This is a genomic window from Prosthecobacter sp. GW821-HT29F12 (genome assembly GCF_058803405.1).
Map to the genome: position 1 here is coordinate 1,725,593 of NZ_CM179517.1, position 13,547 is coordinate 1,739,139.

Sequence of the window (13,547 nt, forward strand, 5' to 3'; positions counted from 1 at the left end):
TGGGGTGAACACACCCTGGCAGGTGGTGCCAAAAGAACAGCCAAGTAAAAAGCGACAGCCGCAGCGATTTGCATTGCCATGAAGCCGCCTGATCTCATACACATTCACCATGAGCACTTATTGGCAGCTAGGTTTGGCGCTTTGCTTAGGATTTGTCTCCCATCTAAAAAGCAGCGCGCAGGAGCCTGTGACTCTCATCACGGCACGGATCACCACCGTGAAGGAAAGCGACTGGCAGCGTGAAATGGCCCACGCTGGGAAACCAGACGGACTGCGCGAGCGGCTGCAGGCGCGCACCCTGGTGGAGCTCGCAGGAGCGATGACCGATGATGAGGTGACACTCCTGAGCGTGGGGCAGGAACGTGACTTCGTCACCCAATGGGGGCGTACCGCAGATCACCAAGGCGTCGAAGCCAAGAAGACCGAGAAGCAGCTCATCGGCACCGAGATGCGGGTGGAACGCGAGATGCTCGATGATGACGGCACGAAGGTTCGCCTGCACATCACGCTGACGCATGACCTCCTGCCGCCGCAGTTGCAGAAGATCACCTATGCCACGGCCGCGGTGGGAGCCGACCGTGACAGGCTCAGCGTCACCGCACCCCGCTTTGAGCGCCTGCGCTGGCAGGGCGACGTCATGGCAAGACCCGAGGAGCGAATGATCGCCAGTTTTCAGTCACCGCAGGATGCTGCCACGCGGATCGTCGTTTTCCTCCAGGGCGGCGCTGGTGTCAGCAAGGCCAATGCTAGCACCACCTTGCAGCAAACAATCTACCGCGTGCCTGAACTCGACATGCTCGACTGGCTGCTGAAAACCTCCCGCGATGATACCGCAGTCATCCATCATCTGGAAGAAGCCGTGGCGGCCGGAAAGGCCAGCGTCGTCTCCAGCACGACTCTCTCGATGGCATCCCGCACCCCTGTTGAGACGCAGATCGGCACCGAACACTGGTTGACCACGGAGATAGATCAAAACTTCGATTTGCTATACATGACACCCGTCTCTTTTAAGCCGTCACTGCAAGGGACTCGCTTGTCAGCGAAGGTGGTTGGATGCAGCGCCAACTTCACCAGCACCTACGCACCACGTGCCCCGCTGGCCGTGAAGTGGCCCACCTCATGGCTGCGGGTGCGGGATGAAAATAACAAGAATAGCAAAGCCCTTCACGGCTGGATGGACTGGAACGATCAATTTGAAGATCAGATTCAGGGAACCATTTTGTTCTGCAATGCGGCTCCGCATCTAGTGGCGATGATGCCCGCCGCAGATCAAGTTTGGGGCACCGATCGCCAGGGGCGCTGGCTGGATGTGACCGTGATGCAGCAACCGGGCTGGACCGCCACGCCCTCCCCGGCAGACATCGTTGAATTTGTCAGAGGATCAGAACCTGACAAACTTCCACGCCGCTTGTTCATCGGCATCGCTCTCGACACAGATGCCGCGCATGCCCTGCTCGCCACGCGCAAGCTAGGGCAGGATGAAGCCCCGCTTCTCCGCGAGCTGCTGGCACGCGCCAGAGATGGCAAAGCCCGCGTCATGTCCTGCGCATTGGCATCCCACAATCCCGACCGCCTCAGCCAGACCAGCGCCCGCATGCATGCCTACCCCACGGAAATGCCCAGCATCCCCTCAGCCTGGAACGAGATTCCCGTCGGCACCCAGTTGGAGATGGATGGCGACACCGTGGCCCTCACCCAGCACCTCGCTCCGCCCGGGCGCACCGAGTGGAAACTCGCGCGCGACATGCCGGAGGCCATCATGTGGGAGCCGCGTTTTCGAGCCATGTCCATGATCACCTCGGCTTTCGCTTTCACCACACCCGGCACCCATCTGCTGACAGCGGCGGATGTTCCTGCGGTGATGGCCGGCACTGATCTTCCTGCGCATGAGACCTTTCTCTTCTTCAGCCATCTCGACGCCAGCACCGATCCATCTGCGATCAAAGGAACCGATTTTGAAATCGACACCCTGATCTTTGAAATCTCAGCCCAGAATGCAGCCGCTTGGGAGGGACTGAACTCCGATGATTTTGAAAACTTCTCCCAGCAGGAGCTCAAAAGCGGCCGCGCCCGGCTTCAGTCTCATAGCCTGCTGCGCACCCGGCCCGCGTCGCTCAGACTGTCAGTCGTGGAGGAGTATCTGACTGCCACCGAATTTGATCCCCCCTCGCACGGGGCTCCCTACCGCATGCGACCCACTGCCTTGCAAATGCTTCCCGTCGGGCTGCAATTTGAAGGCGACTTGACGGAAGACCCCGAAGGCAATGTGAGCCTCAAGGTCAAGCTCCAGAACTCCTTGGCCAGGCCCGTCGAGCCCGGCTTGGAAGAAACCCTCCGCATCTCTGCCGACAGCAAAGCGCCCTATCCCGGCGCGAAGCACGAGTTGGAAGAATGGACGGACACCCTTCACCTCACTCCCGGCCTGTTCCATCACCTCCGCTCGCCCGCCGCCGCTGACGGTGCCCAAACCACACGCAGCATCTGGGTACGCGTTCGGCCTGCCAAATGAAGCTGGCTTCAAAACAAGAGGCTCCTTCCGCCTGATCCCTTTTTGTTTTTTGTACCTCTTTGCGGCCATCTCCCCATACCCCGTCCCACCATTTTCCCCTCGCCATCCCTGATTCCCCGCTCTATCTCGATCCGTGGAAGACACCGATTACAAAGTTCGACTCGAGATTTTTGAAGGCCCGCTGGACCTGTTGCTTTACCTCATCAAGAAGGAGGAGATCGACATCTACAACGTGTCGCTGGAGCGCATCACGCGGCAGTACCTGGATTACATCGACACCTTCAAGGCCCTGAACATCGAGCTTGCCAGCGAGTTCATCGTCATGGCGGCCAACCTGATGTACATCAAAAGCCGCGAGCTTCTGCCGCAGGCTGTGCAGCCGCCGGAGGAGGATGCGGAGGAGAATGACCCGCGCTGGGAGCTGATCCGTCAGCTCATGGAGTACAAGAAGTTCAAGGAAGTCGCCCATTTCCTCGGCGCGCAGGAGGTGAAGGGAGATGAACTTTTCGTCACCACTCCCGAACTGCCAGACCTTGAGGCCCCGGTGGAGACCATCGGCCAGGTGGGCATCTTTGACCTGATCCGCGCCTTCCAGCGCATTCTCAAGCGCTTCGAAAACGCCAGCGACTTCCGCGAAATCGTCAATGACCGCTACACCGTGGCGGACAAGATCGAGCACCTGCTCCAGATCGTCCCCGCAGGCAGCAAGATCAAATTTGAAGACCTCTTCAGCAGCGCCGCCAGCCGTGGTGAGGTGATCGTGACTTTCCTGGCCATGCTGGAACTCATCAAACTCAACCACCTGCAGGTGGAGCAGGAGCAGCTGCTGGGAGAGATCGTCGTGGTGCGTCCGGCGGTGTAGCGCAATCGTCCCGATTGCCTGAAACAATCTGGACGCTCTTACTACTTCCGCTTCGCCACAGCGCCCACAGCAGCCGGTGATGGATTCACACGGCTGATCTTCGTCTTCTTTCCCAGCACCCAGGACAGTCCGCCGATGCTGCCAATGAGGGCAAACGCGGCCACCACGGTCCAGAGGCCGGGGAGGAGCGGTTTGCGGAAGCGGCGGCGTCTTGCCATCGGGGAATGTGACACGACTTGCCGCACTGTGCCAGTGCGGCTATGCTTATAGATGCTTCCTTGGTTCGAAAATGACCGCTTTCCCCTCTATCTGGCCCCCATGGCCGGGGTCACGGACGTGATCTTCCGCCATTTGTGCAAGGAACAGGGCGCAGATGTCATGGTCACCGAGTTCGTCAGCGCCGAGGGCATCCTGCAGCGCGACGACCGTACGCGCCACTACACGGACTTCGACGATGCCCAGCGCCCGCTCGGCGTGCAGCTCTTCGGCTCCGATGGCGTACGCATGGGCGAAGCCGCCCGCAAAATCATCGACTGGAAGCAGCCCGACTTCATCGACATCAATTTCGGCTGCCCCGTCAACAAGGTCGTCTCCAAAAATGGCGGCTCCTCCCTGCTCAAAGACTGCCCCTTGCTGGCCAGCGTGGCGCATGAAGTGGCCAAGGCCGTGCCCATTCCCGTGACCGCCAAAATGCGCATCGGCTGGGACGCAAATCTCGTCAATGCCATCGAAGTCGCACGCATTCTGGAAGACTGCGGCATGCAGGCCATCGCCGTCCACGGTCGCACACGGGCGCAGGGTTACACCGGTCTCGCGGACTGGGAAGTCATCGGGCAGGTGGCGGATGCCGTGAAAATTCCAGTCATTGGCAATGGCGACATCTCCAGCGGTGTGGATGTGGAAATCCGCCGGGCGCAAACCAACGTGAAGGGTGTCATGATCGGTCGTGCGGCCATGGCAAATCCTTGGGTCTTCAAAGAGGCAAAGCATTACCTCGCCACCGGCACCCATGCCCCGCATGCGACCGTGGAGGAGCGCTTCAACTTCATGCGCCGCCACTGCCAGATGGCCATCGCCCGCAACGCCCACATGTGCGAACTGCCAACGATTCGCTCCATGCGCAACCGTCTCATGAACTACACCAAGTCGATCCCCGGCGGCAAGTGGCTGCGCCAGCGCTTCTCCCAGATCGGCAGCGTCATGGAGCTGGAGGACATCTTTGCCGCGTACCTCGTACATCAGGCAGACCATGGACATGAGCACGCTTCGAACGTCGAAGAGCCCACTTTGAACGCTGAACATTGAATCCGGAGCGGCAAGACGCCGCTTCACTTCGCCAGAATGCTCTTCAGCCAAGCATCCACCACGGGCGTCGCCGGATAGTCAGGCTTGCCCAGATCGCGATTGATCTCCATGTGCCCTTTGAGACCTTGACCCGCGAAGCCTTTGACCTCAGCGGGAGTTCCCGCTTTGCGCAAGGCTTGTCCAAGCGCGATCGACTGGGCGGTGCCGTCCACACGCTGGACATGAAGAATGAGGAAAGCCGGTGCATTCGGTGCGGCGGCCTGCGCTGTCGGAGAAAGCTTCTTCTGGCGCTCCGGATCGGTGCCAAAGGCTTGCAAATAGGTGTCATGCATGAAGTCGCCGCCTTCGGCAATCTGACGCGACACATCGTAGGCCGCACCATCCAGCGGGATCACCCCACGCACGGCCTTCGGTCCCACCTCCGCTATTTTCAGATAGCTCAGATCCGTGCCCACCAAGGCAACCAGATGCGCCCCGGCGCTGTGTCCGATCAAAGCCACACGCTTGCCGTCAAAGCCCAGCTTCTCAGCATTCCTGATCAGATAAGCGATGCCATTCGCCACATCCTGCGCCTGCTCTTCCACGGTGCAGGAGGGCACGAGCCGGTAATTGAGCGACGCAAAGGCATACCCCTGCTGCACGAAGTGAGTCCCCTTCTCTCCTGAGGCCATCCGCTTGTCGCCACGCTTCCAGCCACCACCGTGCACATAAATGATGATCGGTGATCCCGGCGTCGTCGGCTTCCAGTAATCCAGCTTTTGCAGCGGGTCCGAGCCATAGCTCATTTCCTCGCCGCCAGGTTCAGCAGCCGATTGCATGCGCTGGGCGATCCTCTCTCGCAACGATCCGCCGATTTGGGCACACGCTGGAAGGATGCTGAGAAACGTGAAGAGTAGAATGAGGGTTTTGAACATGGCGGGCTTGGAGGTGGTCATTGACTGAAATGCCGCACAGCGCGAGTGGTTACACAAAATTTCAGGAATCTGGCAGCACTGCTCCATCGTCCTGAAACCAACCCCTTCACGGGCCTTTGCGCCCCTTCCCTTCGCATGTCTCTTTCCAATCCCTGGTTCATCGCCGCCGTCCTCGGCGTTCTTGGCGTCTTTCATCTTGAGATCATCGCCACCTTTCTGAACCTCGCTCAGTTCCGCCATGCTTTGCCCCAGCGATTGAAGGCGATCTTCTCGGAGGAAACAGTGCAGAAGGCCGGTGAATACGCCGGCAAATCCTCCCAGCTGGATCTGCTGCGCAGCACCTTTACCGTGGGCGCGCTGGTCTTGTTCTGGTGGAGCGGCGGCTTTGACTGGCTGCAGCGCTGGAGTGCTAGTTGGGGAATGAACGCAGTCCAGACAGGCGTGGGCGTCATCGGCCTGCTCATGCTGGTGCAAAACATCCTCTCCCTGCCGTTCGATGCCTATGACACCTTCAAGATCGAAGCCGAGTATGGCTTCAACCGCACCACCGTGGGCACCTTCATCAGTGACCGCCTCAAAGGGCTGCTGCTCACCGCCCTGCTCGGTGGTCCGCTGCTGGCGCTGATCCTCTGGTTCTTCCAAACTCAGGTTCATGCCGTGCTCTACACCTGGCTCACCGTGGCAGGATTTAGCATCGTCATGGCCTGGCTCTCCCCTCGGCTTCTGATGCCCCTGTTTCTCAAATTCAAGCCCCTGGCCGATGGCCCCCTGCGCGAGGCGCTCCTGGCGCTGGCCGCACGTTTAAAGTTCCCCGTCGTCGATGTCTCAGTCGTGGATGGCTCACGCCGCTCCAGCAAGGCCAATGCCTTTCTCAGCGGCTTCGGCAAAAACAAGCGCATCGCCCTCTTCGACACCTTGATCGAAAAGCACTCGCAGGAGGAGTTGGAAGCCATCCTTGCCCATGAGATCGGGCACCACAAATGCCGCCACGTTCCCCAGCAGCTCATCCTTGGCCTGCTGGAAAGCGGACTCATGTTTTACCTGCTGCACGCCGCCCTGCAGTCGCCCGCCTTTTTCCAGGCATTCGGCGTCACCGGCCAGCCGCTCGGTCTGGGGCTGGTGCTCTTCAGCATCCTCTATCAGCCCGCCAGCCTGCTGCTGGGTCTGGTGAGCAGCGCCCTGAGCCGCAGGCACGAATTCCAGGCCGACGCCTTCGCCCGTGCGGCCTGCGGCAACACCCCTCTGATCGCAGGCCTGCAAAAGCTCTCGCTCGACCACCTCACCCACCCCAATCCGCACACCCTGACCGTCTGGCTGCACTATTCCCACCCGCCCATCGGTCAGCGTCTGGCGGCTCTGGAGGCCTAAAGAGCTTATTCACAGTGTTTTTTCGCATCCGTGATAAATGCCTCCCCTCCAGCCCGTAGCTTGATTAACCCCTTGATCCTACCCTTTATGAAAAGCCCCCTGCGAGCTTCTCTCTTCACACTCGCCATCACATCCCTCGGTTTTGCTGCTGATCCTGCGGCGCCTGCCACTGCGCCCGCTGTAGCAGCAGCCCCTACAGCCGCAGCTCCCGGCATTGATTTCGTGCGTGATGTGCAGCCCATCTTGGAAACCAAGTGCTTGGAGTGCCACAATCCCAACAAGATCAAAGGCAAGCTCCTGATGGACTCCGCTGCCGCCCTTCTCAAAGGCGGCGCAGACGGCCCCGCCCTCGTGGTCGGCAAGCCCGATGACAGCGAGATGATCAAGCGCGTCCTGCTTCCCAAAAACCATGACGACATCATGCCTCCGAAAGGCGGGCCGCTCGCCGCGAAGGAGATCGACGTGCTCAAGCGCTGGATCGCCGCCGGTGCCCAGTGGCCGCAGAACCTCACGCTTCAGTACAAAACACCCGAGCAGCGTCAGGCGCTGGCCGAGCTTCAGAAGAAGCTGCCCACGCTGAAGAACATCCAGATCCTGCCGGACAAGTATTCCCTGGAAACCAAGCGCGATTTCCACCGCGTCGTCGTGCTGGCCACCTTCCAGGATGCCACCACCAAGGACGTCACCAACGTCTGTGACCTCCGTGTCGCCGACAGCAAGATCGCATCCCTCGAAAATCTGACGCTGAAGCCCGTCGCCGACGCAGGCAGCACCGAAGTCATCGCCACCCTCGGCGGACAGACGGTCAAAGCCGCCGTCGAAGTGAAAAACGGCACCAAAGATCGCGCCATTTCCTTCCGCCTCGACTGCATGCCCGTGTTCATGCGCGGTGGTTGCAATCAAGGTGGCTGCCACGGTGCTGCACGCGGCAAGGACGGCTTCCGCACCTCCCTCTTCGGCATGGACCCCGCTGGCGACTACATCCGCATCACGCGTGAAATGCCCGGCCGCCGCATCAATCTGGCCATCCCCGAGGAAAGCTCCCTCATCGAGAAAGCCGTGGGCGCTGTGCCACACTCCGGCAACCAGTGCTTCGAGCCAGATTCCGTTTACAACAAGGCGCTGCTGGAGTGGATCTCCGCAGGTGCACCCGATGACGCCGCCGACGTGGCCAAGGTCACCGGCATCGAAGTCTTCCCCAGCCAGATCGTCATGGAAGGCAAGAACGCCACGCAGCAGATCACTGTGCGTGCCACCTACTCCGACGGCACCGACCGCGATGTGACGAACCTCGCGCTCTTCATGTCCAACAACGACCCGACTGCGACCATCGACAAACAGGGCCTCGTCACCTCCGGTGATCGTGGTGCTGCATTCATGCTCGCCCGTTTCAACGTTTACTCCGTCACCGCCCAGGTCCTTGTGATCCCTGCGCAGCTCAAGTATGAGCGGCCCAACCTCGCCGAGACCAATTACATCGACACCCTGGTCGATGAGAACCTCCACAAGCTCCGCATCCTGCCCTCCGGCATCTGCACGGACGAAGAATTCGTGCGCCGCGCCTTCATCGACATCGCAGGTGTCTACCCTGAAGCCAAAGACATGCGCGCCTTCCTCGCCGACAAAAACCCCGACAAGCGCGCCGCCTTGGTGGACAGCCTGCTGGAACGCAAGGAGTTCACCGAACTCTGGGTCATGAAGTGGGCCGAACTGCTGCAGATCCGCTCCGGCATCGCCGGCAACAACAACGTCCCGCCCTTCTACAAGAACGCCCTTCTTTATTACAACTGGCTCTCCGAGCGCATCGGCAAGAACGTCCCCATCAATGAAATCGTGGTGGAGCTCCTCTCGGCCACCGGCGGCACCGTCTCCAATCCTGCGGTGAACTTCTACCAGACCGAGCTCGACCAGCTCAAGCTGACCGAAAACGTCGCCCAGGTGTTCATGGGCATGCGCATCCAGTGCGCCCAGTGCCACAATCATCCCTTCGACCGCTGGACCATGGATGACTACTACGGCTTCAAAGCCTTCTTCTCCCAGATCGGCCGCAAGCCGACCGACGACCCGGCTGAAGTCATCATCTACAACAGCAAGGGCGGTGAATCGAGGCACTTCCTCACTCAGGCTGTGATGAAGCCCAAGTTCTTGGGTGGTGACACTCCAGAAATGAAACCCGGCGAAGACCGCCGCAAAGTGCTCGCCGAATGGATGGCCTCCCCGCGCAATCCCTTCTTCGCCCGCAACGTTGCCAACATCATCTGGTCGCACTTCAACGGTGTCGGCGTGGTGGAACCCGTCGATGACGTGCGCGTCTCCAACCCGCCGTCCAATCCAGCCCTCATCGCAGCGCTGGCCGAGCACCTGACCGAGTACAAGTACGACATGCGCAAGTTCGTCCGCGACATCTGCACCTCTCAGACCTACCAGCGCAGCACCAAGGTCAACGAGACCAATGCAGGCGACAAACGCAACTTCTCCCACGCCCAGGTCCGCCGTGTGCGCGCTGAAGTTCTGCTCGACGCCATCTCCCAGATCACCGACACGCCGAACAAGTTCCAGGGCCTGCCACTGGGTGCCCGTGCCGTGCAGATCGCCGACGGTGCCGTCTCCAACTACTTCCTCACCACCTTTGGCCGTGCCAAGCGTGAATCCGTCTGCTCCTGCGAAGTGAAGATGGAACCCACCCTCTCCCAGGCTCTGCACCTCATGAACGGCGACGCCGTCAATGACCGCATCAAGCAGGGCCGCGTCGTCGCCAAGATGATCCAGGAAAAGAAGAACGACCGCGAAATCGTGGAAGACCTCTTCCTCCGCGTCTTCGGCCGCATGCCTCTGGACAAGGAATGGGCCAACGTGCAGCAGGCCATCACCGAAGACCCAGCCGCCCGTCAAAACGTCCTCGAAGATTTGTTCTGGGCCCTGCTGAACTCCAAGGAGTTCTACTTCAACCATTGATCGACTGACTGATCCGAGTTGCGAAGCGGGCGGTGGGGCATCAAGCTCCCCGCCCGTTTTTTGTACTTGTCGGAGGCTGCCCGCATTTGCGGGCCTACTTCACTCCCCTCGCCAGCTTTTGCAGCGGCTTTGCAAAGATCAGAAGCAGCAGACCCGCAATAGAGGAAATCCAAACCACGCGCGTGAAGATGACCGGCATGGCAGTCATTGCATCACCGGAGACTTCTCCGGCAATGATGCCGGAGAGCACATCTCCGAGGCTGGTTCCCAGAAACCAGATGCCCATCATCTGTCCTGTATAACGATGCGGAGAAAGTTTGGTGACCGCACTCAGCCCCACCGGACTGAGACAGAGTTCGCCCAGGGTGTGACACAGGTAAATGCCCAGCAGCCACAGCGGCCAGACTTTTCCAACATCCAGCGCACGATGAGCAGCAATCACTGCCAGACCGAACCCAAAGGCCAGCAGCAGCATTGCCACGCCCATTTTCGTGGTCATGGAGAGGCTGATACCCCGCCGGTCCATTCCCTGCCAGAGCAGCGCCACCACCGGCGAAAGTAGGATCACAAACAGCGGATTGACGGATTGAAACCAAGCCGTGGGAATCACCCATGAGCCAAACTCACGGAGCGTGTGTTCTTCGGCAAACACATTGAAAGAGGAGCCCATTTGCTCAAAGCCCGCCCAGAACAAGGCGCAAACGCCAAACAGCATGATGATGAGCCCGACACGCGCTTTCTCATCCCCGTCCAGCCCCCCAAACAGCAGCAGCCACGCAAAGAACAGCGCTGCCACCACCGAGATGACTATTGTAACCGCGTGAGCCAGCCACACCGGATCAAGCGTGATGACACCAGAAACACATAGGATTACCACCGTCGCCAGACCAATCAGCGCCATGTAGAAGATTACCCACTCACGTTTCAAGTTCTGCCCCGGATGGGCGATTCTATCCCCCACTCCCTCCAGTGCTTTGCGGGTGAGCTGCCATTGTACCAGCCCGAGAAACATCCCCGCCGTCGCAGATCCAAAAGCCCAGCGCCACCCCAGCCTTTCACTTTGCTGCAGCCATCCGCTGATCAGCGGCCCCACAAACGCTCCCAAGTTGATCCCCATGTAAAAGATCGTGAAACCCGCATCCCGTCGTTGACCGCCTTCGGGATAAAGGAGACCGACGAGTGCGCTCATGTTTGATTTCAGCAAACCCGAGCCGAGCGCAATGATCAGCAGGCCGAGAAAAAAGGTCGTCCTCCCGTGCATGGCGAGGATGAGGTGTCCTAGGGCAATGGCGACTCCGCCCCACCACACAGCGCGTTTGGTTCCCAAAAGCCGATCCCCCACCCATCCGCCTGGAAATGCCGAAGCATACACTGTGGCGAGGTAGAGTCCAAAAATGGCCATGGCCTGCTTCTTTTCCAAGCCAATGCCGCCACTCGCCATGGTCATGAATGGCACCATCAATGCCCGCATGCCGTAGTAGCTCCACCGCTCCCACATTTCCGTGAAGAACAGCGTGTAGATTCCGCGAGGATGGCCGGTGGGTTCGGAAGTCATGGCGTGAGAAGTCCGCCATCCAAAGACAGCACGCTCCTCATTGCGAGCTTTTCCTTACTCAGCAGTCACGAGCTTCGCCTTGAACTTCACCATCGCCTGCTGAATCAGCGGGTCGTTGTAGAAATCCTCGGGGGGCTTGGGAGCTGCAGCAGGCGCATCCGCCTTCATGAGTTCCTCCTGCTGCGCGGCTTTCACCTCGGCTTTCGGCTCCGCCTTGGCTTCAGCCGCAGGCTTGGCCGGTGGCTCGGGTTCATTCAGCAGCCCCAGATCAATCTCGGCAAATGCCGGTGCCTTGAGGTTCGAATCGAGCACAAACTCAAACTTCATCGCCTTCCCTGTCAGCTCCTGAGCCAGCCCTTCGAGGAAATTGACCTGCGCAGGGCGCATCAGGCTGTCGCGTGCATAGCTCTCGCTGGGCGGAAACCCCACTTTGATCGTGTTGCGTGAGATGTCGAGCAGCGTCGCGGGCTGCAGCCACGGCGCGATGAGGAGACGACGCGCCTGCACCTGAGCAATGAACTTCGTCCAGAAAACATCCTGGCCAAACAGCTCTCCCGGTTCATCCACCGCAGAAGCCTCTTTGACCTTCGCCGCCGCCGCAGGAGGCAGTGCGGGGGCCGGCTCTGGTGCCTTCTCCACAACGGGCTCAGGCGCTTTCTCGACGGGAGTCGCGGCCCTCACCACAGGCTGCGGCTCAGGCTCCGGTGCTCTCACCACAGTAGGGGCCGGTGCCACAGCACGCTCCACGGGCTGCGTCATCACCGCAGGGGCGGCTTTCACCGGCTCTGCCGCACGGCGCAGCGGTGGCGGTGCCGCCTGCACACGCGGCGCTGGCCGGGTCAAACCCTCCGCACTGCCGGAATCCAGCGCGTCAATGACATCGCTGATCGAAACTTCATTCAGGCTCTGCACGGAGGCGATGACGCCCAGTTCAAAGTGCAGGCGCTTGTTGCTGGCCCAGCGCATGCGCGCATCCACATCGGCCAGACCATCCACCACGCGCAGCAGCTGCTCCGTGCTGGCCATCTGCGCCTGCGCCACGACTTCTTCGGCCACTTCCGGGCTCAAATCTTCCGCTGCGGCTTCAGGATCGGCCTGCTGCACCAGCAGCGTGCGGAAATGCTGGATCAGATCTCCCAGGAAACGCCCCAGCTCCTTGCCAGCTTCGTTCTGCTCATACACAGCGCGCAGCGCACCCACGGTGTCGCTTTCGAGAATGTGCCGCGCCAGTGCCGCCACGGATTCGCCGGAAGTGAAGCCAAACACATCCAGCACGTCTTGCTCGGTGATCGTGCCACCGCAGAAAGCCACTAGCTGGTCCAGCATGGACTGTGCATCGCGCATCCCTCCTTCCGCGCCTTTGCCGATCGCATAGGCCGCCTTCTCGTCCAGGTTCACATTCTCCAGCTTCGCGATGTGCAGCAGATGCTTCGCGATCACCGCATTCGGGATGCGCCTAAGGTCAAAGCGCTGACAGCGGCTGATGATCGTGGGCAGGATCTTGTTTGGCTCCGTCGTCGCAAAGATGAACTTCACGTGCTCTGGCGGCTCTTCCAGCGTCTTGAGCAACGCATTGAAGGCCCCCGTCGTCAGCATGTGCACCTCGTCAATGTAGTAGATCTTGTAGCGGCAGCGGGAAGGGGCGTATTTCACGTTGTCCCGCAGCTCGCGCACCTGCTCCACGCCGTTATTGCTCGCACCGTCGATCTCCAGCACGTCCATGCAGCGCCCTTCGGCGATCTCGATGCTCAGTTCGTCTTCAGGGTCAAAATCGATGGTCGGCCCGTTCTTGGCGCACAGCGCCTTGGCAAAAATACGCGCCGTGGAGGTCTTCCCCGTGCCACGCGGCCCCACAAACAAATAGGCATGCGCCAGCCGCTGCTGGGCGATGGCATTGCGCAGCGTCCGTACGACGTGATCCTGGCCGAGAACGTCTGCGAAGGTCTTGGGGCGATATTTGCGGGCAAAAACTTGGTAACTCACACCAGCAGGCTAGCGAACCCGCCAGCCGGGGCAAGAGCTTCCACCTCATTCACCTCAATTGAGCGGCCAATTTTTTCAGAGCGAACGCTTGCGCCC

At 60.2% G+C, this 13,547-nt stretch carries 9 protein-coding genes; 5 read left to right on the forward strand and 4 right to left on the reverse strand.

Annotated elements, in window-relative coordinates; genetic code table 11:
* Positions 1 to 109: 109 nt before the first annotated feature.
* Together AC3RLQ_RS07295 and AC3RLQ_RS07300 are read left to right on the forward strand one after the other, a co-directional pair.
* A complete protein-coding gene (locus tag AC3RLQ_RS07295; protein WP_493035721.1) occupies positions 110 to 2,509 on the forward strand; it encodes a hypothetical protein in 2,400 nt (799 codons plus the stop codon).
* Between the two features lie 133 nt (positions 2,510 to 2,642).
* Positions 2,643 to 3,371: a segregation and condensation protein A gene (locus AC3RLQ_RS07300; RefSeq protein ID WP_493035723.1), complete on the forward strand. Its 729-nt coding sequence runs from the start codon at positions 2,643 to 2,645 to the stop codon at positions 3,369 to 3,371.
* 41 nt (positions 3,372 to 3,412) lie between these two features.
* On the opposite strand, the gene AC3RLQ_RS07305 is transcribed toward AC3RLQ_RS07300, so the two are convergent.
* Positions 3,413 to 3,604, reverse strand: a complete 192-nt coding sequence (locus AC3RLQ_RS07305) for a hypothetical protein (RefSeq protein WP_493035725.1) — start codon at positions 3,602 to 3,604, stop codon at positions 3,413 to 3,415.
* Positions 3,605 to 3,641: 37 nt separating this feature from the next.
* Between AC3RLQ_RS07305 and dusB the strand changes: the two genes are divergently transcribed.
* The gene (dusB, locus tag AC3RLQ_RS07310; protein ID WP_493035727.1) at positions 3,642 to 4,676 is read left to right on the forward strand and encodes a tRNA dihydrouridine synthase DusB; all 1,035 of its coding nucleotides are present in this window, start codon (positions 3,642 to 3,644) and stop codon (positions 4,674 to 4,676) included.
* Between the two features lie 23 nt (positions 4,677 to 4,699).
* Here the strand turns inward: dusB and AC3RLQ_RS07315 are convergent, their stop codons facing one another.
* Positions 4,700 to 5,611: an alpha/beta hydrolase gene (locus AC3RLQ_RS07315; RefSeq protein ID WP_493035729.1), complete on the reverse strand. Its 912-nt coding sequence runs from the start codon at positions 5,609 to 5,611 to the stop codon at positions 4,700 to 4,702.
* A gap of 114 nt (positions 5,612 to 5,725) precedes the next feature.
* Between AC3RLQ_RS07315 and AC3RLQ_RS07320 the strand changes: the two genes are divergently transcribed.
* Entirely contained in the window at positions 5,726 to 6,958 is a 1,233-nt protein-coding gene (locus AC3RLQ_RS07320) for a M48 family metallopeptidase (RefSeq protein WP_493035731.1), read from the forward strand.
* An 87-nt stretch (positions 6,959 to 7,045) separates the two neighbouring features.
* Positions 7,046 to 9,913, forward strand: coding sequence for a DUF1549 domain-containing protein (locus AC3RLQ_RS07325; RefSeq protein ID WP_493035733.1), 2,868 nt, complete (start codon positions 7,046 to 7,048; stop codon positions 9,911 to 9,913).
* Between the two features lie 94 nt (positions 9,914 to 10,007).
* Here AC3RLQ_RS07325 and AC3RLQ_RS07330 read toward each other — a convergent pair whose 3' ends face one another.
* Positions 10,008 to 11,468 carry a peptide MFS transporter gene (locus tag AC3RLQ_RS07330; protein WP_493035735.1) on the reverse strand — a complete coding sequence of 487 codons (1,461 nt, stop codon included), beginning with the start codon at positions 11,466 to 11,468 and terminating at the stop codon, positions 10,008 to 10,010.
* 54 nt (positions 11,469 to 11,522) lie between these two features.
* Entirely contained in the window at positions 11,523 to 13,451 is a 1,929-nt protein-coding gene (gene dnaX, locus AC3RLQ_RS07335; protein WP_493035737.1) for a DNA polymerase III subunit gamma/tau, read from the reverse strand.
* Between the last annotated feature and the right edge of the window lie 96 nt (positions 13,452 to 13,547).

Excerpts from the sequence above, each read along its gene's own strand:
- AC3RLQ_RS07295 (WP_493035721.1), top strand. The coding sequence starts at position 110 with ATGAGCACTTATTGGCAGCTAGGTTTGGCGCTTTGCTTAGGATTTGTC.
- dusB (WP_493035727.1), top strand. The coding sequence starts at position 3,642 with ATGCTTCCTTGGTTCGAAAATGACCGCTTTCCCCTCTATCTGGCCCCC.
- AC3RLQ_RS07315 (WP_493035729.1), bottom strand. The coding sequence starts at position 5,611 with ATGACCACCTCCAAGCCCGCCATGTTCAAAACCCTCATTCTACTCTTC.
- AC3RLQ_RS07320 (WP_493035731.1), top strand. The coding sequence starts at position 5,726 with ATGTCTCTTTCCAATCCCTGGTTCATCGCCGCCGTCCTCGGCGTTCTT.
- AC3RLQ_RS07325 (WP_493035733.1), top strand. The coding sequence starts at position 7,046 with ATGAAAAGCCCCCTGCGAGCTTCTCTCTTCACACTCGCCATCACATCC.
- AC3RLQ_RS07330 (WP_493035735.1), bottom strand. The coding sequence starts at position 11,468 with ATGACTTCCGAACCCACCGGCCATCCTCGCGGAATCTACACGCTGTTC.